This window comes from Desulfobacter hydrogenophilus (genome assembly GCF_004319545.1).
GTDB classification, from domain to species: domain Bacteria; phylum Desulfobacterota; class Desulfobacteria; order Desulfobacterales; family Desulfobacteraceae; genus Desulfobacter; species Desulfobacter hydrogenophilus.
Genome location: NZ_CP036313.1, coordinates 2,179,378 through 2,202,340, shown reverse-complemented (window position 1 = coordinate 2,202,340; position 22,963 = coordinate 2,179,378). Strand labels below are relative to the sequence as shown.

General features: G+C 43.8%; 20 protein-coding genes and 2 CRISPR repeat arrays. Of the genes, 15 read left to right on the top strand and 5 right to left on the bottom strand.

Annotation, left to right across the window (positions count from 1 at the left end; all coding sequences use genetic code 11):
• Positions 1-196: 196 nt before the first annotated feature.
• Positions 197-606: direct repeats of the CRISPR family, unit length 37 nt; unit sequence TATTAGAAAGATTGCCTCGATTAGAGAGGATTAAGAC.
• 426 nt (positions 607-1,032) lie between these two features.
• On the top strand, positions 1,033-1,224 hold the full coding sequence (cas2, locus tag EYB58_RS09685; RefSeq protein WP_111960867.1) for a CRISPR-associated endonuclease Cas2: 192 nt from the start codon (positions 1,033-1,035) through the stop codon (positions 1,222-1,224).
• Positions 1,225-1,485: 261 nt separating this feature from the next.
• Here cas2 and EYB58_RS09680 read toward each other — a convergent pair whose 3' ends face one another.
• The 5 genes from EYB58_RS09680 to EYB58_RS09660 all read right to left on the bottom strand — a co-directional run bounded on the left by EYB58_RS09680 (position 1,486) and on the right by EYB58_RS09660 (position 5,353).
• A complete protein-coding gene (locus EYB58_RS09680) occupies positions 1,486-2,148 on the bottom strand; it encodes an AAA family ATPase (RefSeq protein ID WP_131071983.1) in 663 nt (220 codons plus the stop codon).
• The gene (locus EYB58_RS09675) at positions 2,145-3,812 is read right to left on the bottom strand and encodes an integrase (protein ID WP_111953193.1); all 1,668 of its coding nucleotides are present in this window, start codon (positions 3,810-3,812) and stop codon (positions 2,145-2,147) included. Before EYB58_RS09675 ends, EYB58_RS09680 begins: the two co-directional genes overlap by 4 nt.
• Entirely contained in the window at positions 3,805-4,362 is a 558-nt protein-coding gene (locus tag EYB58_RS09670) for a DNA methylase (RefSeq protein ID WP_111953191.1), read from the bottom strand. Before EYB58_RS09670 ends, EYB58_RS09675 begins: the two co-directional genes overlap by 8 nt.
• A gap of 2 nt (positions 4,363-4,364) precedes the next feature.
• Positions 4,365-4,721 carry a CHC2 zinc finger domain-containing protein gene (locus EYB58_RS09665; protein ID WP_111953189.1) on the bottom strand — a complete coding sequence of 119 codons (357 nt, stop codon included), beginning with the start codon at positions 4,719-4,721 and terminating at the stop codon, positions 4,365-4,367.
• Between the two features lie 254 nt (positions 4,722-4,975).
• Entirely contained in the window at positions 4,976-5,353 is a 378-nt protein-coding gene (locus EYB58_RS09660) for a hypothetical protein (RefSeq protein WP_111953187.1), read from the bottom strand.
• 338 nt (positions 5,354-5,691) lie between these two features.
• Here EYB58_RS09660 and cas1 point away from each other — a divergent pair, with 338 nt between their 5' ends.
• The 14 genes from cas1 to EYB58_RS09590 all read left to right on the top strand — a co-directional run bounded on the left by cas1 (position 5,692) and on the right by EYB58_RS09590 (position 22,928).
• Positions 5,692-7,989: a CRISPR-associated endonuclease Cas1 gene (gene cas1, locus EYB58_RS09655; RefSeq protein ID WP_111959558.1), complete on the top strand. Its 2,298-nt coding sequence runs from the start codon at positions 5,692-5,694 to the stop codon at positions 7,987-7,989.
• Positions 7,990-8,520: 531 nt separating this feature from the next.
• Positions 8,521-9,449: direct repeats of the CRISPR family, unit length 36 nt; unit sequence CTTAGAAAGACTGCCTCGATTAGAGAGGATTAAGAC.
• Between the two features lie 325 nt (positions 9,450-9,774).
• Positions 9,775-10,725: a hypothetical protein gene (locus EYB58_RS09650; RefSeq protein ID WP_111959559.1), complete on the top strand. Its 951-nt coding sequence runs from the start codon at positions 9,775-9,777 to the stop codon at positions 10,723-10,725.
• 23 nt (positions 10,726-10,748) lie between these two features.
• Positions 10,749-11,864 (top strand): hypothetical protein, encoded by a 1,116-nt coding sequence (locus EYB58_RS09645; RefSeq protein WP_111959561.1) that lies wholly within the window; start codon positions 10,749-10,751, stop codon positions 11,862-11,864.
• Positions 11,854-12,618, top strand: coding sequence for a hypothetical protein (locus tag EYB58_RS09640; protein ID WP_111959562.1), 765 nt, complete (start codon positions 11,854-11,856; stop codon positions 12,616-12,618). Before EYB58_RS09645 ends, EYB58_RS09640 begins: the two co-directional genes overlap by 11 nt.
• 17 nt (positions 12,619-12,635) lie before the next feature.
• Positions 12,636-13,067: an HD domain-containing protein gene (locus EYB58_RS09635; RefSeq protein ID WP_111959564.1), complete on the top strand. Its 432-nt coding sequence runs from the start codon at positions 12,636-12,638 to the stop codon at positions 13,065-13,067.
• 69 nt (positions 13,068-13,136) lie between these two features.
• Positions 13,137-13,841: a GTP pyrophosphokinase gene (locus EYB58_RS09630; protein WP_111959566.1), complete on the top strand. Its 705-nt coding sequence runs from the start codon at positions 13,137-13,139 to the stop codon at positions 13,839-13,841.
• A gap of 55 nt (positions 13,842-13,896) precedes the next feature.
• Positions 13,897-14,979: a hypothetical protein gene (locus EYB58_RS09625; RefSeq protein WP_111959568.1), complete on the top strand. Its 1,083-nt coding sequence runs from the start codon at positions 13,897-13,899 to the stop codon at positions 14,977-14,979.
• A 421-nt stretch (positions 14,980-15,400) separates the two neighbouring features.
• The gene (locus EYB58_RS09620; protein WP_111959570.1) at positions 15,401-15,742 is read left to right on the top strand and encodes a hypothetical protein; all 342 of its coding nucleotides are present in this window, start codon (positions 15,401-15,403) and stop codon (positions 15,740-15,742) included.
• Positions 15,743-16,096: 354 nt separating this feature from the next.
• Positions 16,097-16,540, top strand: coding sequence for a cyclic-phosphate processing receiver domain-containing protein (locus EYB58_RS09615; RefSeq protein WP_111959572.1), 444 nt, complete (start codon positions 16,097-16,099; stop codon positions 16,538-16,540).
• A 468-nt stretch (positions 16,541-17,008) separates the two neighbouring features.
• Complete coding sequence (locus tag EYB58_RS09610) at positions 17,009-17,533, top strand: hypothetical protein (protein ID WP_111959574.1); 525 nt, start codon at positions 17,009-17,011, stop codon at positions 17,531-17,533.
• 471 nt (positions 17,534-18,004) lie between these two features.
• Positions 18,005-18,469: a hypothetical protein gene (locus EYB58_RS09605; RefSeq protein ID WP_111959578.1), complete on the top strand. Its 465-nt coding sequence runs from the start codon at positions 18,005-18,007 to the stop codon at positions 18,467-18,469.
• Between the two features lie 13 nt (positions 18,470-18,482).
• Complete coding sequence (locus EYB58_RS09600; RefSeq protein ID WP_111959580.1) at positions 18,483-19,544, top strand: hypothetical protein; 1,062 nt, start codon at positions 18,483-18,485, stop codon at positions 19,542-19,544.
• Positions 19,545-19,653: 109 nt separating this feature from the next.
• Positions 19,654-20,820, top strand: coding sequence for a hypothetical protein (locus tag EYB58_RS09595; RefSeq protein WP_111959582.1), 1,167 nt, complete (start codon positions 19,654-19,656; stop codon positions 20,818-20,820).
• On the top strand, positions 20,817-22,928 hold the full coding sequence (locus tag EYB58_RS09590; RefSeq protein ID WP_111959584.1) for a hypothetical protein: 2,112 nt from the start codon (positions 20,817-20,819) through the stop codon (positions 22,926-22,928). Before EYB58_RS09595 ends, EYB58_RS09590 begins: the two co-directional genes overlap by 4 nt.
• Positions 22,929-22,963 lie beyond the last annotated feature (35 nt).

Sequence of the window (22,963 nt, the reverse complement as noted above, 5' to 3'; positions counted from 1 at the left end):
GTATTCAAATAACATTTATTTTACTCTGCTCATTGAAGGCTGGCCAACCGATGAGTGAGATATCAGTTTGGAAAATTGGTATTATAGCATCGACTTGACCAGCCTTTGCATTTTTCAATACTGATTACCTGGTCTTCCCTCAAAAAAACTGGATCATCGAGTTTAACCAGTTAATGTCAGCGGTGATTAAATACTCAATTAGAAAGATTGCCTCGATTAGAGAGGATTAAGACTGTGTTTGGTAGTTCGTGAAAGGCGCATTCTCATGCCCCCTATTAGAAAGATTGCCTCGATTAGAGAGGATTAAGACTGTTTCCTAAAGATGAAACGCCGATCATTTCTTCTTCTTATTAGAAAGATTGCCTCGATTAGAGAGGATTAAGACATCCACCAAGTGAGTAATCTTTCGAACTAGATGGATTATTAGAAAGATTGCCTCGATTAGAGAGGATTAAGACGCATTTTGAGGTCTCCGTCCCTTGCCATAACGACCATATTAGAAAGATTGCCTCGATTAGAGAGGATTAAGACAATAAATGACTGCATTTTTTTGAACAATGCTCCAGCCCTATTAGAAAGATTGCCTCGATTAGAGAGGATGAAACCCGTGTGGTTCAAGACTGTCTATCTCAGCAGTTGTAGATAACGTCCTTGCCCGGGGTGCCGATAGGTGCATTCCTCAACAGCCCTGTTTGCGCAGGTCACGAAAGGCTGAACAAAGCTTTTCAATTAAAAAACGGGGCTTAAATAATTTGCCCATTTTGCTATATCCGGGAGCGCGGGCGTCCCGCCCGCATGGCCGCAAGTATTATAAAGATGCGGGCGGGACGCCCGCGCTCCCAGGTTCAATTATTTCGGACTCATTCCTAAGGCTGTTCAACTCCTTTTTATCCTGTCCCCCCTGAAATATTATTTGCTTAGGCTGTATATTTCACCCGCCTTTTAAATTTTTTTAAAAAAAGACAATTCACTCCGTATAGAAATAACAGTGGATACCATCAATCATTTAAATATTTATTTCACGGATACAAAATGCATACACCATCCTCAAAACAGCTTGTGGTGGTCGCCTATGACATCAGCAGCAACAAAAGACGCAATACCCTTGTTAAGCTGCTCAGGGGATATGGTGTCCGTGTCAACTATTCGGTTTTTGAATGCCGTATCGGGAAAGCCGGGCTATCCGCTTTGAAGATGAGGATTGATGAGATTCAAATAATGTAACGGTATTATGGATTTAAGATTCTAACAAAAATGTCAAATTTGTTTTTGATTTAAACTTGTTGTAGCGAAACACCAATAAAAGCAGAGTTACAAAATAATGTAACGGCGTAAGAAAAATTCAATAATGATCTGTGGTTTGGCGTTTTTCAAAAATGAATCAAACAGAAATCGGCGTCAAAACATATGAGGATAAAATACAGGCAGGCCAACCTCGGATTATACCAAGGATGGCCTGTTAATGCAGATAAGTTGTGGTAAGGATTATTGAGGAGGGAGATCTGATATAAATTCCAGGGCAAGATTAATATCAACAAATTGGTGGTTTAACTCCTTTGCCCTGTCCCGGCAGTCTGTACAGATTTCTTTAAATTTGCGCATATCGCCCTTAACGGACATATAAATCTGTTCAACGGCTTCCTGCTGGATATCTTTGTATTTTTCAATGAAGTCCTCGACCTCTATGGGATACAAAATCAGGGTTTTCAACCGGCTGAGTATATCAGGATGGTTCCGGCTCAAATAAGTTCTCACATTCGGAAGTCCTGCAAATACGATGGGAACCCCGGCATCAATAATCCGTTTAAGATATGGCCAAACCCGGGTGTCCAAGTCATTGGCCTCATCTATAATGATAAAACAATTGGAGAGATTACAGATCATTTTCAGGTACTGGGGAGTTCGGCGGTAGGTGGCGGTGGCCTCATAATTTAATTCCTTAAGTATCGCGGCCAGGGTTTCATGTATGTTGAACAGAGACTCAACCCATACAGCATGGAGCTTTTTGGGATGCAGCAATTTTAAAAACCGAGTTTTTCCTGCACCAAAATCACCCTCCATGAGCACGCTTTGGCCTCTGTAGATCCGGTTATAAGTGGCAGCCAAGTATGAGACCCTTCGTTTATCACTGATAAAATCCTCTTTCATGTTATGTCTCCATGGGATGCATAAATGGCTACATGGTTCGTATTTAACGATTTTTGGCAATCAAGCATAAATGCATTGAACAGGGCCTGATTTTTACGGTCATCCGGCTGGTTTATCTTTTTTGTGTAATCCGCGTACCTTGATTGATTATGATCAAGCACTTGTTCCGCCCGGGCCAGGGTGAGGCCCTTATGAAAAACGTCGACTAAAACAGGCCGGTCAACGGCCATATTGTGCTTTTCTAAAAGAGCGATAATGGTGTCAAGTTCATCAGGCGGCACAGGCGAAGGTTCTGGTGCCGGCGGTCTGTCAAACGGCTTTTTTGCAATGGCTTCGCCCAACAGTATACCGTCTTCACCCTGCTCAAAAATAAAAAGCTTGTCCTTGTATTTGGATATTTTCACCGGTGTGCTTTTATGTTTGCTGAACTTATCTGCACCACGGGTCACATAATAATCGCGCTTGTCATGGCGGATGGTCCTGGTTTTGGATACGGTGGCTTTGATTTTCCTGTAGCCGTATTTCATATATTCCTGAACCTGGTCCGGGGTAAAATTCAGGGTATCTGCCTGGTTTGATAAAAAATCATCAAATTTCTGTGCCGGCACCCAGGCACTGACCACCCCGTCTTCGGTAAAATAATGTTGTGTATGATTATGTTCGTTACGATATTCGCTGAGCATAGTGCTGCTCCTTAGTTCCTGAAGGCTTATATCAAGAAGGGTTACAGTAATTTTTTCCTTTCTTCCCCGCTTGAAGTCATATTCGGTAACGGTTTTCACAATCCTGTCCTCAAAGGCTTTGATAATACGTATTTCAAAATTGTGCAGGCTCCGGTGTGAAGATTCTAGATGTGCCTTATCTTTGGGTGAATACGCCTTTGAAAAATCCGGTGCCAAATAGAAGCCTTGCGGTGTAGAATGCTTCAGGTTAATGGCATTGATGGGGCGTTTTAGATTTAAAAATCCTTTTGCCTGGTCAGGTCTGATACCAATTTTTTGCAAAGGCAAAGGGGTACTCAACAAAAAACGGGTAAAAAGATCCACAGAGTTCAGGCTGCTTTCGGTAAAATAAAAGTCCAGAATAAACATTTTCCTGGAAGCGGTATCAAATATTTCAATTACCTGTGGTTTTTGCCAGTTACCGTGTTCATCTCTGATCCTTAAATATTGAAATTTACAGCCGTCAACCTGGATCAAAGCAAATACCGGCACCGACTTGAAGGCATGCATTACCGGGACCTGATCCTGCTTATCCTCTTTTTCCAGGTAAAATTTGAGATTTTCCCTTTTGACACATCGCCGAAGTGCCGGAAGACTGATGGTTCTGCCCAGCTCTTGTTCAAGCCAGTGATGATAATTTTTAATGGTTCTGGCTTTCCGGGTGATAAAAATGAATCCCTGGGATGAGGGGTCGCATGACGCCTTGACCATCTCAATAAACCGTCTTTTGGTTTGCTCATCTATTGCTCTGGGCCGTCCGCTGCACTTACGGCCTTCCATAATTCCTTTTTCAACCAGTAAAAGGGGCGCCGGGATAATTCCGGTTTTCTTGTACTGGTCCTTGTAATATTTTTTGGACCGTCTCTTGGTAGATCCGGTTTTATTCATGATTTTTTTGTGCAGCAGTAAATGAAAGCGGTCATCAATAGTCAGGTCATCCATTATCTGCCCCCTTTGATACAATCTTTTCGTATATGACCCGATGCCACAACAATGCTGCCTGGCGGGAGGTCTTCTGCCAATGATCATGCTGAGCCACACGGACCTGTTCAAGCATTGCCTTTACAACAGCCATGTATTCATGGGTAATTCGATCTGTCAGATCCGGTTTACTTACCGGAGCCGTTTTCTGGTCCTCAATAAATTTTTTGATATTTCGTGCGGTCAGTTCCATGCCACTGTTTATAATCGCCCTCCAGATACGGCGTTGTTCTATGGAATCCATTTGAGTAAGGGGGCGGATCTGGGATTCGTTGGCCGGCAGTTTGTCTCCAATTGGAGACAGGTTGTAAATTACTTCATAGGCTCGAATCAGCCGGTAAGCATGGGCTTTGCCCATATCCCACCGTGCCCTGGTATATGCCTCAAATGACTCAAACAGAGCCTGCTTGTACAAACGATTCTCACGAATTTCTTTCAAGGCTTGGCCGATTTTGTAAAAACATTCTTGATTTCGACCAATCAGGGTTTCAAGCTCAAGCAGCCGTTCCATACTCACTGCCCTCCCGGCATAGGCCTGCCGACCATAGCGGCAAGGGCCGTCAATTTTGCGGCCTGAACCTGGGGTACAGTATTTATTTGTTTCAAAAACAAGACACTATCCCTAAATCCATAGCCCTTGATTTTCATGACAAGGTCAATGGTATTAAAATTTTTTTCGCATCTGAAGCACCTGGCCAGGTTCGTGGCTGGATTTACAGCGGTTTGAAATTCATTGCACAAAGGGCATAGAAAACGAAAATAACCATCTCTAATCTTGGATAGAATCTGTAAATGGTCCCTGATCAACACATCTACAGGGATATTGTTTCTCAGTTCAAATAATTGCCGGGATGAAAATCTGTTTTTCACAAGACACCTCCTTATTTTTAAAATTTCAGGTGCTTTTTTATATCACCGGTTAGAGTCGCCTGTCAGTTGCCTCTTAAACTGAGATAGAGATTATTCTGTTGATATCTACTTGTATTATCAGTTGGTTATCCTCATGATGTCTCTTAGAATCAAAACTCGATTAGTCTGTTAATATCCCTTTATATTACAATGAGTTATTCCAATCATGTATCTTAAAATCTATACTCGATTAGTCGTTTATGCCAGAGGGTCTTTTATGGGAATCCCTGTATTTTTTCATTGTTATGGCTGATAACCTGGGTAACCAGATATTGAATGATAATTGCCGGCTTGATCCCGTATTCTGCTATAATGACTTCCATTGGCAAAACAGGTTTTGTCTGTTTTTGATATGAAAGCGAAGGAAGGTTCCCAGATGTTTGTTGCTCCTCAGCTTCTTCAAGTTTTTTTGCCAGATAATTGTTTTTGCAAACAGCTTTGTTTTTCCTGTTCCACTTTTCACATTGCCTTCGATGAAGCTCTTTTTGGCAAGCCGAACGACATGTTTTCTGCCGCCCTTTTTGTCTTACATCAGGGGTGAACCATTTCCGGCAAATAGAGCAAGGTCGTCTTCCACGTGAATTCTTTGCCATTATTTCTTCTCCAAAATTTGAATCAGGGAGATTATATGTACCAAATTTTGAAAGAAGCAGCGGCGAGGTCTATCGGCGGGATAGGCGGGGTATGATTTTTTATTTGATTGGCGGGATATAGCGGCGGGATATCTGCCCGTTACATTATTTCGTCATGAAACTGCGGGGTACGCGTTACACTTTTTGAATCTTACCAGAGGATTGAAAAAATCATTAATCCAAAACAGGACTCTGTACTCTTTTATCTGCTTTGCGGAAAATGTGCCGACAGAAGGGAACAAAGCGGACTTAAAAAGGGAAACTACAACAGTATCGTCTGATAGGGGGGATTACAACATATGACGGCTTCCATTCTTGATGCCTTTCTGGATGAATCCAACCTGCTCAATGCCTTCCGCCGGGTCAGGCAAAAAGGCTCCCGGGGCGGCATAGATAACGTGTCTGTTGATGCATTTGAAAAGGACCTTAAAAAGAACCTTCGTCGCCTCCGGCAAGATATTATAGAGGGCGGATATACCCCTGAACCGGTTGCGGAAATCCGGACCCCGAAATTTAATGAAAAAAAAGAGTGGCGTCATCTTGGGTTACCCACGGTTGCCGATAAAATTATACAAAAAGCACTGCTTACGGTTGTGGAACCCCTGGCGGAAAAACTGTTTCTGGACACCAGCTATGCCTATCGAAAAGACAAAGGGCATTACCGGGCCATCCGGCGGGTGGAGCATAATCTCAACGCCGGGAAACGCCAGTGGGTCGTGCGACAGGATGTTGATGATTTTTTTGACCGGTTGAATCACGACCATCTTATTTCATTATTCAGTGACCTGGTGGGCCATGAGAAAACCCTGGTGACCCTGGTGGCGCTCTGGTGCCGTTCCGGCATTATCGCCAAAGGGGGAAAATGGAAGGATGTTGAAGCCGGTGTCCGGCAGGGACAGGTCATCTCACCGCTGCTGGCCAATCTTTATCTTCATGAACTTGATGTTTTTGTTAAAGAAAACCAGTGGGGGTGGGTTCGATATGCTGATGATTATATTCTGCAATGCGCGAGCAAAGATCAGGCCCTGGAAGCGGATTTGGCAGTCAAAGATTATCTTTCCCGCAAATTGTCACTGCAGCTCAATGAGAATAAGTCACCCGTGGCAAGTCTTGAACAAGGGTTTGATTTCCTTGGCATCCATTTTAAAGGAACCACCAGGAGCATCAGCGAAAAAAAGCGGAATAGAATAAACAGCAAACTCGGCTTCCTGCTCTCCCCGAAAAGCAGCCTTAGCCTGGATGAGGTCTTTGTCCGTCTTGGTCAGGCCGTTAAAGGCTGGCAGTTTCATTATGGGTTCCTCGGTTCCGGGGAACAGTTTCAATTCATTGAACAAAAGATCATTACTTTACTTGGCTGGCTTGTACAGTGCCGGATAAAACAGGGAAAATGGCCCCGGAAACCACCGCCTCATCTGCGGCTTCCCTTGCCCGCATCACAGTTTCTTCTTTCCGAAAAAGAAAAAAAGAAACAATTACTGGCCATCTGGGAAGAGGGTCAGGCTGCGCTGAAATCAGAAAAACCCATCCAGCAGGCAGATCAGAAAGCAGGTGTTAAAAGAAGACAGTTTAAGCGGAAGCAAGCTGCCGGCGGGGAGCTTTTTATCCTCAGTCCGGGCCATTTTGTCGGTATTCAGTCCAATCGTATCGTTGTCCGGCAGAAACAGAAAATCGTTTCCGAAATACCGGTTTCGGAACTGAAAGGCATTACCGTTGCTGAACAGGGGCTCTCAGTTTCAACCAATGTACTGCACCATTGCGCGGTAAAGGATATCCCATTTCATATCATTGACGGTTTTGGCAACATAACGGCTGTTTTACAGCATCCGGCAGGTGCCAGGGCGGAAATTGTTCAAAAACAGGTGGCTCTCAGGGATGATAAACAAGGCTTGCACCTGGCCCGGATGTTCATTTTAGGGAAAACCAAAAATCAACTGGCGCTGCTGAAGTCATACGGAAAGTATAAAAAAAGGAATAATGGGTACAAAGAGGCCTTTGAAAAGGAAAAGGAACAACTGGAGCAGCTGACCAATAAAATTAATTCGCTGAATACGGACAAAGAGCCCGGACGTTTCAGAAACGGGCTTATGGGACTGGAGGGAAATTTTGCATCCAAATACTGGCACCTTATCTCTTATGTCCTTCCCGGGAATTTTGAATTTGCAGGCCGCAAAAGAAAAGGAGCCGGGGATCCGGTCAATTCACTGCTCAATTATGGATATGGTATTCTTTATTCCCAGGCATTATATGCTGTTGTTAAAGCCGGGCTCAATCCCACGGCAGGTTTTCTGCATTCGTACCAGCCGGGTAAACCTGTTCTGATCTATGATCTGATTGAAGAGTTCCGGGCGCCTGTTGTGGACCGGACAGTTATCAGCATGCTGAACAGGGGCGGGAAAATTGAACAACAAAAAGACGGTTTTTTGACCAAAGCGTGCTGTAAAAAGTTGGCGGGGGCCACCATGACCCGGCTGGGTACGGAGGTGGTTCATAAAGGCCGTAAAGATACCCTGCAAAATATTCTGTTTCAACAGGCCGTGACACTCCGGGAGTACCTGCATGGTAAGAAAAAATATAAACCATACCTTAGTCGCTGGTAAATGTGCTTTTCTCAAAAAACATAGCTCTAACCATTTGAAAATAAATAACAAAATGACTATTTGAATAGAAGGCTGTTTCCCGATTCAATTGGCGAACTTTTTTGAAAGACGCGTTGTAGCGATAACCCATTGATATTAAATAGCAATGACATATCCATGCTAAAAACCAGCCTGTTTAAAAAGTTCGCCAACTGCCATCTTCCTTTCAATGTCACAGGAGTTGGCGAATATTTGATTTTTGGGTGTCTGAGAAAATTCATAATATCAGTGGGTTAAGAATCTAAAAAATAGCCGATTTTCGAAAATGGCGGAACCCGGCAAAATCCGGCAGCGGTTGGCGAACATTTCAGATTGCATTTTTTGATGTAAAATCAATTATATAACATAAAAATGAGGCCAAAAATGCAAGAACTTAAGCCCTGTCAGACACTGATTGACGAACTTTTTGCCAGATGTTAATATGTACCGTTTTTCAACAGGTTATAAATTTACAGGATCTTTGAAAATGTTTTTATTCAACGATATTAAAGGCTTAGAAAGACTGCCTCGATTAGAGAGGATTAAGACTTTTTTTAAACTATCTTTTTTTTCTGCGGGCTACGCCAGCAACTTAGAAAGACTGCCTCGATTAGAGAGGATTAAGACACTTGGGAGGCAGAAAGACAAACTGCACCCAATTCCATCTCTTAGAAAGACTGCCTCGATTAGAGAGGATTAAGACTGTCCAGGGCGACGGCGGAAAGATTATTGTTAAATAAACTTAGAAAGACTGCCTCGATTAGAGAGGATTAAGACTTGAATTGGAGCTCTAAAATTTTAATCTCCTTGTCCACTTAGAAAGACTGCCTCGATTAGAGAGGATTAAGACCTCATCGGAAAATTCCCGGGTCTCCCTAGGAATACCACTTAGAAAGACTGCCTCGATTAGAGAGGATTAAGACGTAAACTCTTGTGCGTCTGTTATGATCAATGCGATCATCTTAGAAAGACTGCCTCGATTAGAGAGGATTAAGACTCTACAAGGGTGTAAGTGATTTTGTTTCCTCTGCACGACTTAGAAAGACTGCCTCGATTAGAGAGGATTAAGACATTTTGACATATTGACAGCCAAGGGTGTGCTCCACTTAGAAAGACTGCCTCGATTAGAGAGGATTAAGACAAAGTAGGAAGGCTTCCAACAAAACTTGTCAAAAATACTTAGAAAGACTGCCTCGATTAGAGAGGATTAAGACCATCCAAACAAGAGTCCCATTCCAGCACCTATTACCGTTGACTTCTTAGAAAGACTGCCTCGATTAGAGAGGATTAAGACCCACTTAACAATAAAGAGCTTAGTAGCGCAAACACAATCCTTAGAAAGACTGCCTCGATTAGAGAGGATTAAGACCTTCCTGATCCTCACTGTGATTAGCATACCAGGGATCCTTAGAAAGACTGCCTCGATTAGAGAGGATTAAGACAAACTTTTCAGCACGCTTATTAACTTCATCAACATAAGCGCTTAGGAAAATCGCCTGGTATTAGCCTTACAGTATTTCATAAGTCTCCAATGGAAAATCTCGTTACACTATTTGAATGTGATCACGTGTTATGGAATTTAAAAAAAAGTTGCCCGGGTTGTGAAAACAGTAGGAATGATGGTATAGAAAATTTCGTTATATTTTCAGCTATTTTTTAAAAACACCTCGTCCGGATCCGTATCTGATATCAGGATGAGGATTGCAGAATCGGGCTTTTTTTTATGGTTGTATGATGAATTCATAATTATTCAGATTTGAGGTAACCGTGGCATTTCATTTTTCAATTAAAAAATCCACCAAAGCGTTTATAGATGACTGGTATACCAACTATTATCCAAACCAGGACGGGGAGCGGGATGCAGAAGCGTTTGTCCTAGATAATAAGTTTTCAGGCCACACCCCGAATCAGTATAGATACAAAAAAGCATTTGAGCAGGGCATAGAAAGCATCTGCAATCATTTTATTGCCAGTGAGGAGGCAATCAACAAGGATTATAATCAGATTAAGTCCGGACTGCTTCCTGTGAAGAAAGAGTATTTCAGGTTAAGGCAGAAATTAGGTGACCGGGATCCTGAAATTTTAATGAATAAAACAGGCCTGGCTATCTTTCTGGCCAGCTTCTTTATCATGGCTTCCATTGTTGATGCCTATCTTTTTACGCCGATTTTCCAAATTATTTTTTTTAAAATCGCTTCGGGATGCCTCCTGGGTTTCTTTGGGACGGCCATCGGGTATTTTGGCGGCAGATTTCAGCGCCACTACGGCGTAAGACACATAAATATGGTGTATACCGGGATCGTTTTTATCCTCTACTCCTGTGTTATTTTTCTGATACTGGACAGTTGGGATTTTGCCAGCGAGGCCGTTATTTTGGGCCTGTGCAATTATATCCTGCTGCTTCTGGTGCTTATTTTAACACATCTGGCATACGATGTTGAACCTGACTATCCGCAGTTGTTTCAAAAATACAGAAAGCTGAGCGATGAAATCACTCAATTGAGGTGTCAGCATATTGAAAACTTAAATTTATGCAATCAGGTCCAGCATGAATTAAAAGCTGCTGCCGAACAAATGGATATAACCTATATTGAGCATTTTAATAAAAAATCCAGGGAAAAAGGCATTCTCAAACCCCAGTCATTTGAGATTAAACAACTGGTCTTGAAAAATCTGGATGAGATCATTCACTGCCAGGAGAGCAGCACAGACTTCTGAAAAACGTTATGAAAGGATTTACAATGGGCTTTTTAAATCGCGAGAAAACGTCTCCGGTGAAATATAAGGCAAATGGCAAATATGCTCTCTGCCGAAATATAAAAATACCTGAAAAGGAGTTCAAAAGAGCAAAACTCGCAGGTACTGAGGACGCTCAGAAAAAGAAAATTCCCGTTCAGCAGACCAAGGCCTCCCAGTATGAAAAAGAGACGCAGCACTTCTGGGAACGGCGGATTCAGTCTCAGGTCGATTATCACGCAGAAAGAATCCGTCAGTGGCGAAATATGATTGATCCAGTGTTAGACGAGTTCCACAGGACAAAGGACGATTTTTCCCAGCGCCTTAAAAACCGCAATTATATGGTTCCCCACGTTCAGTGGAACAAACTGACATACTTTATCGTTATGTTTGTTATTATAATGGTGGAGGTGCCGATCAACTATTCGGTATTTCAGGCATTTGGGGATGAATATACCTATTTTACCTACCTGCTTGCATTTGGTCTCTCCTTTTTTTTAAGTATGCTGGCCCACTTCATTGGCGGATGGATAAAATCGGAAGGGGTAAAATTCAGGTCCCTGGGGCTGATTTTGCTGGTGATTGTCCTTCTGGCTCTAATCGCCTGGATTCGACTTAAATTTTTCACCGGGGATGAAGAGGCACTGATACTGGAGTATTTCAAAGAAGGGGTGGAGATTGATCTGGTGGTTCTTTTCTTTTTTATTTTTAATACCATTTTGTTTACGGTATCAATCATAAGTTCTTACATGAGCCATTATTCAGATCCAGACTTTAAACAGTCTGAAAAGGATTATAAACAGGGGAAGATGAAGTTGAATAACATTTTTTCAGCCTGGCGCCAGGAAGTCAATGAATTAGAGCGGGTGATTGATTTTTGCCAATCGGCGTTTAAAGAGTTAAGAGCGGTGTATATAGACGCTTATGAAAAGGAAGGTGCGCCAAAACCCATGTGTTTTAAAGAGACCATCGGGGTTGATCTCGACAGAATGCCCAATGACTTCGTGCAGCGGCTGAATGCGATGAGAACCCGATTCACTCAGGAAAAAAGTGAGATTATCGATGCGCTGAAACCGGTTCGCCCTGAAAGCACATTAAAGGAGGCGTCAGATGCTAAATAAACAAGCTCTTTTCACTGCACTCATTGTTTTACTGGTCGTTTCAGGGGTATCCCGTCAGTGTTTTGCAGAAGATGATGACAGGGTCGGCCGACATCTGATTATGATTGTTGATTATTCAGGCAGTGTGGGGGAGAACCTGCCTAAATACTGGGAGGCTGTAACCCTGGTGACCGGTTGCAGAAGCCCTGGGATAAAAGTTAAGAAAAAAGACCTGTGCAAAAAAATAACCGGGGATGAGCAGATCACCATATTCAAAATAACAGGGCAGAGCAGCCGGAAACCGGATATTATTGCAGATATGTATTTCAGAAAAAAGGGGACCTGGGAGTCAAAATTAAAATACGATAAAGAGGTAAGAAAAAGCAAACTGGCGTTTAAGGAACAGATTGCCAGAGCATTCAGCGGTGCTGCAAAAGCAAATAATACTGAAATCATCGCTGCTATCCGGTTATCAAAGCTATACTTTGATGATGTCAATGCAAAACAAAAAAAGCTGATTATCCTTTCCGATATGATTGAAGAATCAGAATTTTTTAATTTCCAGAAAAAGAAAGTGCTGCCCGGAAAAATCATTGAAACAGAGAAAAAAGGCAGTCGTCTGCCGGATTTAAACGGGATTAACGTATATGTTTCCGGGGCCTATGCCGGGACCCAGAAAAAATATGATGAAGTAAAAAATTTCTGGGAAACATATTTTAATGAAGCCGGGGCGGTATTGAAATGCTACAGGCCCCAAATGATCACTTTTGATTAACTTTTTATTGGGTTTATATGCCTAAAACTGCTGCAAATTTAGAAGATGCCATTATTCTTGCTGCCCGCGCCCATAAAGGGCAGGTGGATAAAGCCGGAGAACCGTATATCCTGCATCCCTTACATGTCATGCTGTGCATGAAAACCAATACGGAACGAATTGTCGCGGTCCTCCATGATGTCATGGAAGATACAGACTACAGTGATATTGATTTAATTGCCCTGGGTTTTTCCCCGAATATCGTGGAAGCGCTTAAATGTCTGAGCAAAAGTGATGCAGAATCTTATTTCGATTATATCGACAGAGTAAAAACCAACAAAAATGCAAAGCGTGTAAAGATTGCTGATTTGACCCACAATATGGACATGGGCCGCATTCCAGAGCCCACCCGGGAAGATCTGGCAAGAAAAGAAAAATATATAGCGGCATTAAAGCAGATCAATGCGTAATTTACAAAAGGTTCAAGAATGGCTGACGCCCTTTGCAGCCGGCATGTAAGGGCCCTAAGGAGCCAATAAGTGGAAGACCTGAAACAGACCCTGGCGTTGATGGATGAAGCCGGTTCCTGCGGCTTTGACATTACCAGAGCCCTGCTTAAAAAGTTTGATTTCCAAAAGGGTTTTTTCCAGGAATTAAAAAAAGATATTGATATCAGCAGGCTTGCGCTTTCAAAAGCATTGGGAACCATTACGGGAATCTTAAAAAATTTTGAAAATGAAAAAAACTATTCTGTTTTTGAAAAAACCACTCAGTCCAGAGTAAAAAACCATCACTCCATTTTTTCCAAACTTATCAGAAAAGAATTTACAGATGCGCGGGCCTATAAACAGTTTGATGATTTGTCCGGCTTCAGAATTATCGTTAAATATATTTCCGATGCCTATGAAATACTGAACCGGATCAATTCATCCCCCCAGGGCAGTTGCATTGTTAAAAAAATTAAAGATAAAATCGCCACACCCAATGATGACGGCTACCGGGCCATTCATGTCATTTTAGAAGTTCCTGTTGAAAATATCGGCTTCAAACCCAGGGTTGAGGTCCAGATCCGGACCGGGTTTCAAAATGCCTGGGCCACAAAAACCCATGAATTGACCTATAAGAACGATCATATTCTTGAACAGTTTACCGCAGAGTTCAAGGCCTTCAGCGATCTTTTATATGAAGCGGACAATAAATGTGTTGAACTGAAACAAAAAATTTTAAAGGAGGTGGAAGATTAAGATTCTCTATTCCTTTGTAAATGTCGGTGGGCTGGCTGATACACCCGACAACCCTTTGAAAAAAAATCAGATATATCTGGATGTCGGAAATAAAATTCAGACAGGGATACTGGACCACCATCAGGTTCAGACCGGCCCCAAACAATATAAATGTGCGGCCCAGATTGTCGTGGACCAGCCCAATCTTATCCTTGGTGCTGTGGAGATCAATCCATACAAGAAAAGCCTGCCGGTGAATATTGTTTTGCACAGGAATCCGGATTTTGACTGCTGTGCGTCTGCTTATCTGGCATCTGAGTTGATTAAAAACGGGGAATTGCCGGAAGGGGCTGAACTGCTGGCAGACTATACCGCCCAGGTGGACGCCGGCTTTAAAATGCTTGATCCTGGTCAGATGAAAACGCCGTTTGTGGCCTTGCTTTCTTTATCAAATTATATCTCAAGAATTCGCCCTAAAACCGGCGATCATAACAGCTCTGTTCTAGGCGAGGGCATGAATATAATGAAAATACTGACCCAGAGCCTGGTTCGGGGGACAGATCCTGATTCCTCGCAGTCTTTGGACTGGACGCAAGAGCCCCTGTCTACTTTATTCAGTCTTGTCAGAAAAGATTATGCCCAGTACAGGAAAAATTTTCAGCGCACGTCAGCGACAGCCTTTGAGGTATTGTCCCTGCCTCTTTTTAAACGGGGTATGAGTGGTATCGGCATGGCCGACGCGTTATTTATAAAAGATTACAATAGTATGCTGTTCAAATACTGGGCCAGAAGCGATAAGGAACATAGCCCCGGCGGAAACGGTTTTATCATGACCCTGGCAACAAAAAACGATATCACAATAATCGCCACAGATCCCAATACAGAATATTTTTTACCCTATCTGGGCCAGGTGCTTGAAAAGGAAGAGGTGTATACCAGGCTTGAAAAAGAGGGAAAAGACAGCAGAATTTATGGTCCCCAGGGGAACATGAAAAAAATCCGGTTCCACTATAATAATGATCCCTGGTATGACGGCCGAGGGCATGATTTCACCATTATTCAGAATCCTTCCTGCGGGACCGTTCTGTCCCATGAAAGAATCGTTGCCATCACAAAGGATCTGTATTGTGACCCCAGGTTGAATCATGCATGTTCTTAAAAAAGACTTTGTTAAAAAAATCTGATTATCAACAAATTTTTTAAAATCTGAAATTCACTTCCGTATACATTCACAGGGCTAAAGAGACGTTTCTTAATTTAGGAACGGGTCTTAGATAACTTGCTCATTTTACTATATCCGGGAGCGCGGGTGTCCCGCCCGCATGTCCGCAAGTATTGTAAAGTGTAACTCGATCATCAAGTTTTTAGGTAATTTGTTTAAATTCAAGGCGGAAACAATTTTTAACCGGAGGAATATACAACATATTTTGAGGATTAAAAATTGTTCCCAACGCCGAAGTTGGGCAAATTAACAAAAACTTGATCATCGAGTGTAAAGATGCGGGCGAGACGCCCGCGCTCCCAGGTTAAGTTATTTCGAACTCATTCCTTAGCGTGGAATCAAAAAGAAAGGAGACGCAATGCAGACACTTTGGATGTTCATACCGGAAGAGGCCTATATCCTTGTTATAGTCGGCGCAGGATTTGCCCTGATGCTTGGCCTGATAAGCGGGGCAAAGGCATGGTCCATAGTGGTTACAGTCTGTCTTATTCTCGTCCTTGCACCTTTCATCGGCACGATTATAGAGATGCTGCCGTTCTGGGCATTTCTGCTTCTGTGTGTGTGGATGGTGATCACTACCTGCAAGATTTTAATGGGAGGCCGGATATTTGAACGGGTTGCCAGCAAGATTATTTTTGAACTGGTGGTTCTGCCCTTTAGAATAGTAGGGCGAATATTCGGGTTTGGAAGAAAACGATAGCCGGAAATAACAGCCATGGGCTGACCTATTCTATCGACACCCAGACTCAACCCACAATGAAATATAAAAGTAATTCAATAGGTTATTGTTACTTTTATATAAAAATTCAACGCTACACTCAGTATAATGGGTAATGATTTCGATTCTCCCCCCTCATAGTTTTTCCTGATCAATAACACTTTTTTTAAAATTTGCGAAAACCATCTCCGTATCTGTTGTCATATGGCGGATATTATTTCAGAAAGCTGTAACGCGCAAATCAGAAAAGCCCGGCATCAGACTTGATGTGCCGGAGTATCTATCAAAGCATTCAGATCTGCTAAATTTCTAAAAATATAAGAGGAAGGGGTGTTTATGACCGGACAACAGCGTTTTTTCCGTATTCTCATCGTGGAAGATAATCTTGAGCGGGTCAATTTGATTAAAGCATGGCTGCCTGCGGATGCAAGGCCTGTGGTCGTTACCAGTGCAGGCAAGGCCATTGGTTTAATCCGGCGGGACAAAGGCCATGTATATGCCGGAATAATGCTGGATCATGATCTTCAGGAACATACGGTTAACGATGTCGATCAACTCTTAAACGGGATGAGTGTGGTGGACACCCTGATCCACTATATCCCCAATGATGTTCCTATACTGGTTCATTCCGTCAACCTGACACGGGGGCCTGCCATGGTGAACAAGTTAAGAAAATTTAATTACTGGGTCACCCGGATTCCCATGGATGAGCTTACGCAGGAACAATGTGTCGAATGGATTGATGAGGTAAGGGAACTCTGGGAAGATTTTCAGCCATAATTCGCAATATTTTTTTTAAATTTGCAAAAACCATCTCCGTATATCTTGGTAACGGCAGATACATCCCCGGGGACCTGGAAATCTTAAATGAAAGGACGGCGAAATGGGAACAGACTACCACAAAAAAGGGCAGAAGGATCAAAAGAAAAGCAGGAAAGATGGCTTTATAAATATCATCATATCCGGAGGTTCAAGTCCTCATTATAGGCCCCCAACGGATAAAAGCGGCAGGAAAGGATATCAGGACGGCTGGAACAACGCAAAAAAGAATGGGTAAAGACGATAGATGAGGCCATCAGGCAATGGCATATGGACTAAGGAATGAGTCCGAAAAAACTTAACCTGGGAGCGCAAGCGTCTCGCCCGCATCTTTACAATACTTGCGGACATGCAGGCGGGACGCCCGCGCTCCCGGATATAGCAAAATGGGCAAGTTATTTAAGACCCGTTCCTAAAAAAAGGAGAATCATGAACCGCACGGTACTATATTTAATTTTTTTTATGCTTTTGGACGCCGGTTTGTATCACTCATCCTGTGATGCATTTTTATTTCATGCCACCCGGAAAGCGGCTGCCAGAAAAATAATGCAGAAAGGCTTCAGCAAGGCCAGAATGAAAAGTGCCGCCAGATTTGGCAAGGGGGTGTATTTAGCCCCCAAAAAGACAACTGCCAGGATTGAATCAAAAACTTCCGGTGCCGTACTCAAGTTCAAAGAGAGCAAGTATTTGAAACGCAACACCATCAACATGAAGAACCCCGCTCCGGCTAAAATCAGAAAGCAGGTGACATACAAGGATTTGAGGGGAACCGTAAAGAATAATGTTATTGGTCCCAAATTAGGAAAAAAAATGGGCGCGGCTGCTGCAAAAAAAGGAAAGGCGATAAAGTACCGGTCAGTGAAGTCCAGGAATGAATCCTGTGTCTTCATCCCTGCCGGGGTGTATGAAAAACATCCGAAAATTATAAAGCCCCAAAACAGGTTAGGTAACTAACCTGAAACCATCAAAAGATAACAGACTGATCATGACCTCTTTTCCAAATCTCAATGACCCTGCGGGCAACCGCCTGGAAATTGTGCCGATGCTGAATCATATAAAAGCTTGGCAAAAGCCGGTTTGGCTTTATTGTGGCAGCGTTTCTGGTCAACATGATTGTCAGCCGGTTTAAACTGACTGCCATAAAACGAGCTGCAAATACATCTTTCACAAGGAGAGAAAATGGCTCTGATATTATTTGACAACCATGTCGCATACTTGATAGTGAGTTGGTTAACCATGTATCAGTTTGGTTACAATCGCCCATGCCAGGGAAGCGTTAAATCCTGCGGCATCGGAATTATGTTTTTTGGCCGGAGCAAGACAGGGAGGCTTTTTGGTCAGGGAAGGTCAGGGTTTCCTGAACGGACAAACGGTTGATTCATATATGCCGGGAAATTATCTCAATGAGAATAAAGGAACATATTCATGTCTGAAACATCATCCAAACTTACTTTTGATTCCATCTGGGGGAAACAGCGCCGAACCATGACGGCTGATACCGACCTTGAACTGGTTCTGGTGGACGGGGCCCGGTTGCCTCTGTCCCTTTGGCGCAAACATTTCTTTTTTAAAGGCGGATTAAACCTGACACTGAAGACTTTGACAAGAGGAATTTTTCCCGCCAAGGCCAACCCGAAAGGCACACATCCCATTGTTGCCCTGAATCCAGTGGCAGGCGGCATAGGCTTTTCCGTGTGTCCGTGTTCCTCGTCCGGTTACAGACACAAAACATGGGTGGATAAAGGCACTTCTCTTTTTTACACAGGGCATATCATGGAAAAAACAACGTATTTTGTTGATCACATTCGGTTTAATATTCCGGCATCAGAGGCTGTGAAGCTCCGGTTCAAGGGGGAAATTCCGGTAAATGCCATACAAGCCATTGATTGATAAAGGAAAAAGAATGGGGAATAACGATTTGATAAGCCTGTTCCAGGCCTGGCTTGAAATACCCGAGGTAAAGGCATTCATTGACAAGCTGATTGTTTCCGTACACCAGAAAATGAAAATGTCTAAGCTGCCTCTTTCCGGGCTGTCTCCGGAGACGATTGATCCGGATGACATTAGGCAGGAGTTGATGGCGTTTCTGCTGGAAGACAAATGCATGATGAGCGATCTGGTCAACAGACGCCCCGGGGCAATGGCGAAAATCAGGCAGTTTCTGTGGCAACGGCTAATTGATAAGTCCAGAGAAAAAGAGGGAAATCAGGATATCCATAAAGATACCTGGCGGTTATTTTACCGCCATATCCTTGCCGTCCTTGGCGATTCCGGCGACTTTTTTAAGACAAAAGCACCCCCGAAAAAAACTTTATTATCCATGTCAGAGGAAATACCAGGGACTTTTGTGATGGGTGAGGATCTCTTGTCTATTGAGTTTCCCGGTCAGATGACAACGATTTTTGAGCAATTGAATACAAAAAAAAATATTTTATCCCTTGCGCGATATTTCTGGGGGGCTGCCGCCGGCTTAGCGGACGATCCTGCTGTCCGGATTGATATTCTGGACTTCATGACCTGGACTTCCCAGCATGTTGTCCTGCGGTTCCAGACTGAATCCCATCCTGTTTCGGGCGGTGATGTGACGCTGAATAATCCTGTTAAAAATGCGCCTGGTCATGAAGATACCTGGGATAAATTTAAAAAAAGTATGATTTCTACCTGGGCCTGCAATTTTTATAACTTTCTTGGGGATGAGGATGAGGAACGGGACAGAAAATTGTTTTTTTATTATGAATGCAAAGATTTTACTCATAAAGAGGTTGCAAAGCTTATGGATAAGGAATCCCACCATTCCTATCGGCGGGGCCTGATCCGGGAAAAACTTAAAACTTTCCTTCGGGCACTGAACTGGGTGTCACCCGAGTATGATGCTGACGGACAGGATCCTGGAGATTTTAAAACTTTTCTTTTCCACCTGTGCCGGAAATTAAGCTCCGAAATAGGGTTTCAGGAAGCATCTTAATAACAGCCATGGGCTTACCTGGTCTATCAACACCCAGGCGCTCAACCCACAACAAAACATGAAAGTAATTTAGCAACTTATTGGGACTTTCATATAAAAGGAAAATCCTATGTATACTAGAAACCAGGCATTGGCTCTGGCAAAACAATTAAGAACCTGCCCGCCGTTACAGGTAAAAAATGATCCTCAGTATTCAAAAGAGATCAAGCGTCATCTGGATATTTGCCCCTTTTGCGCCACAGAATTGAAGAATGAAAAAGAGGCGTTTGAACAGTTATCATCAAGTCTGGGAGCAAAAATCCCATTGGATCAGGAGAACCCGGCTATCTGCCCCGGTCAGGTGCGGGCGCTGACTCCAGGAATAGCCTGCTGGCGGAATGATTTCTTTTACAGTCCGCCTGAAGTGGTTGTCCTGAAAGAGGAGACCAATAGCACCGGGACTGTACTGGTGGCCCAGACCTGGCAGGATCTCGCGCTGGCCGGTCCGGGAGACCTTGTCCTGCCCGAGAAAATGTACAAAGGCGGGCTGTTCATTGAAACCTGGAATGTTTATACCCTGGCAAAAGAGTTTCTGGGGACCTGCTTTGAAACTCTGGATACTGACGTGGTTGAAAGCGTACTGAAAATGAATCACTCCCCGGAATATCTGCCCCAATGGGCACGGAAAACCATGCCGTTAAAAGAGGATGATCCCAGGCTTTATTTCAGACAGATTGAGATGGAAACCGGGTATACCTTTGCTTCCATGGCGGCCATGCAGCTTATAGCACTGGCTGAAAAGACACCAATCCCTGTCACTCTTGAAAAGATGCAACAGCAACTTAAGGAATGGTTTACCGGAATTTCCTGGGACTGGATTCCAGAAAGCAAAGAAGAGTGCATGGCTGTTTTGCAGTTTCCTGCACATGCCCTGCCCATGACGTCTTCTGAAAAAGGGGTTTTAGGCAAAGACAACAAGACATTGACGGCAACATATTTTTCCTTTAACAGGGCCGGGATGCAGGAGGTCCGGCCGGTTGTGTGTCAGATCATTCATACGGATAGTACATCGTCATCCTTTTCAGTGAGTGGTGTTATCCGGGGGCTTCCCAAAGATATCTGCCAGGATGACTTTCAATGTTATATAAAAGATGCATCAAAAAAAATATTGATGGCATGCAACTGGATCTGGGAAAAAGACACGGAGAGGTTCATTGCAATATTTGAGCGGCCCCTTTCTTCGTCCGAAAGTCTGGCTCTTTTTATTGTTCATTATGAGGAGAATCCACCGGCATGACATTTAACACCATCAGCCATATGGCGTTTACAGCAAAGAATTGCGTCCCCCATTTTCAGTCAATGATGTTGGAGATGGCATGTCAACCCTGGCATGACACAGGACCGGATGAATTTGCCGGAACCTTTGGTGAAATTGAATCGTTTATCAATGATCCGGTTCTGAAAAAACTGTTCCATTACAGCCTCTGGGGACAGCTTTTAATTGACCCCGCCCCTCCGGTCTGGGCTGAAGATTTTTTGGTCCAGCATACCCTGCCTGATCCTATTTTGGGTATGGACTATAAGCTATTAATGCAAGGGGACTGGATCAGGATTCCGGTGCTGACCGCAGGCAACGATACTGCACGGGTGGCCTGGTTTATTGCCGGGCTTGTGCCCCGGAAAAACCAGGGGCTTTTTATTCCTGAATGGGCGAAGCAGATCATGGATGAAAAATTCCGGGAATCAGCAGTCACTGCGGAACAGATGGCCCGGCACTGTAGCCCGGACCCTACGGACAGACGGTTTGTTCTTTATCCCATGGCACCGGACAATGGGTGGCTTCAGTTCCAGGACGGATCCGCGGCCCTGGCCTTTGGACTTGGATTTAAAAGTCTGGCACATAAACAACCGCTGTCCCGGGAATTGATTGCCACAGGTTGTCTGGATCATTCAGAAAAGGTGATGCCTGTGGGACATATTGATCTGAAAATCCAGGCGGCCAGGAAAAATGAAAATGGATTCAAATGCATAATCCTTCCGGCAGACGGGAGTCCCGGGCCGGGGCATGATGCCGGGGACTTGGTCCCGGTCAATGATTTTGCTGAAACCTGGACCATGGCATCGCTTTACTCCGGACGGCAGGACAACCTGCTTTTTATTTTTTCCCGGGCCCTTCAAAATCCAGCTGCATTTATCAGCAGAATGGACAGCATGCCCGGAGAATGGATTGACCGGGAAACCACCCTTGTTCAAAAGCTTTTAACACAGGTGTTTGGTGACAGTGTGCTGTTTGATCAGTTTACCCGGAAATTTCTCGTAATGGTGAGTGATTTCCAGCTTAATAGAGCATCTGCTCTGGTCAGACAGGCCCCGGAAAATCTGCCGGAATCGTCACCAATGGCCTGCTTAAGATGGATTGCGGCCAATTTAAGCCTGGCAAATCATCAGGGCGATGTCCAAACGGCTGAAAAATGGGAAGTCCGGGGAATGGCACTGACAGATAGGGTTATGGAACTGGATATGAACCTGGTAACGGACTTTTTTAATCATGCCCTGGTGGCGGCCCATAACCGGTATAAATTTTATATAGAGTTGCTGCCAACCCTGGCCCGGCTGATTGAATTCCTTGAGAAACGTCACAGCATGCAGCAGGAATTTGGCTGCCGGGTAGACCTGTCCCTGGGAAGATTATATGGCACTCTGGTTCAAAACGCAGCATTCTATGGATCTGGCTTTATTCAGAAAACTGAGCTGTTATCCGGGAAAGCAAGGCAGGCTTTGGGAGAAAATACATCTCCGGAGTTTAAGCCTGAATGGATGCGCCAATATTGTTACTTGGCGCTGGCGCGTCTGGATGCAGGGGATATGGATGGCGCTTTATCCTGTCTTAAAATATACCTTGAAGTTCAGGAGTTGGAAACGGTTCCGGAACAACTGTCTAACTTAACCCAATGGCAGATTTCCCTGCTCTGCCGGTTTTTGGCAAAATCTGCCCCTGAGGATTTTAACGCACTTTATTCTGCCCTGGTGACCCATCTCCCCAATGTATGGCAGCAGGACCATCCCTGGCAACTCGCCTGTTTTAATTTGGCCCGGGCCGCGGTACTGCAGAAAGACCAAGAAATGGCGAAAAGACTTTTCGAGAAGAGCCTGGATATCTGTCTTAAGTCTTCTTTGGGACCGACAATTGAAGTCATGGCGCTTAAACCCCTGGCCTTTATGGAGGATCTGATCCCGGGGCATGTGTTTGAGCCTCGCCTTCTGGAATGTGAAACACAGATCAGGCAGGCATCACTCCAGTTAAATAAGGAGCATTTTTCTTTTCTTCATGACCGCTCTTTTCACCAGGGCCTGGCCTATGTCAGAAAAAATCATGGTAGAATTTTTTCGTTTTCCTATGCGTAACATCCTGTCTACCGGGTCAGCTAAAAAACTGTTGA

Coding starts and splice junctions, on each gene's coding strand:
- cas2 (WP_111960867.1), top strand. CDS start 1,033: ATGCATACACCATCCTCAAAACAGCTTGTGGTGGTCGCCTATGACATC.
- EYB58_RS09680 (WP_131071983.1), bottom strand. CDS start 2,148: ATGAAAGAGGATTTTATCAGTGATAAACGAAGGGTCTCATACTTGGCT.
- EYB58_RS09675 (WP_111953193.1), bottom strand. CDS start 3,812: ATGGATGACCTGACTATTGATGACCGCTTTCATTTACTGCTGCACAAA.
- EYB58_RS09670 (WP_111953191.1), bottom strand. CDS start 4,362: ATGGAACGGCTGCTTGAGCTTGAAACCCTGATTGGTCGAAATCAAGAA.
- EYB58_RS09660 (WP_111953187.1), bottom strand. CDS start 5,353: ATGGCAAAGAATTCACGTGGAAGACGACCTTGCTCTATTTGCCGGAAA.
- cas1 (WP_111959558.1), top strand. CDS start 5,692: ATGACGGCTTCCATTCTTGATGCCTTTCTGGATGAATCCAACCTGCTC.
- EYB58_RS09645 (WP_111959561.1), top strand. CDS start 10,749: ATGGGCTTTTTAAATCGCGAGAAAACGTCTCCGGTGAAATATAAGGCA.
- EYB58_RS09640 (WP_111959562.1), top strand. CDS start 11,854: ATGCTAAATAAACAAGCTCTTTTCACTGCACTCATTGTTTTACTGGTC.
- EYB58_RS09635 (WP_111959564.1), top strand. CDS start 12,636: ATGCCTAAAACTGCTGCAAATTTAGAAGATGCCATTATTCTTGCTGCC.
- EYB58_RS09620 (WP_111959570.1), top strand. CDS start 15,401: ATGCAGACACTTTGGATGTTCATACCGGAAGAGGCCTATATCCTTGTT.
- EYB58_RS09615 (WP_111959572.1), top strand. CDS start 16,097: ATGACCGGACAACAGCGTTTTTTCCGTATTCTCATCGTGGAAGATAAT.
- EYB58_RS09610 (WP_111959574.1), top strand. CDS start 17,009: ATGAACCGCACGGTACTATATTTAATTTTTTTTATGCTTTTGGACGCC.
- EYB58_RS09605 (WP_111959578.1), top strand. CDS start 18,005: ATGTCTGAAACATCATCCAAACTTACTTTTGATTCCATCTGGGGGAAA.
- EYB58_RS09600 (WP_111959580.1), top strand. CDS start 18,483: ATGGGGAATAACGATTTGATAAGCCTGTTCCAGGCCTGGCTTGAAATA.
- EYB58_RS09595 (WP_111959582.1), top strand. CDS start 19,654: ATGTATACTAGAAACCAGGCATTGGCTCTGGCAAAACAATTAAGAACC.
- EYB58_RS09590 (WP_111959584.1), top strand. CDS start 20,817: ATGACATTTAACACCATCAGCCATATGGCGTTTACAGCAAAGAATTGC.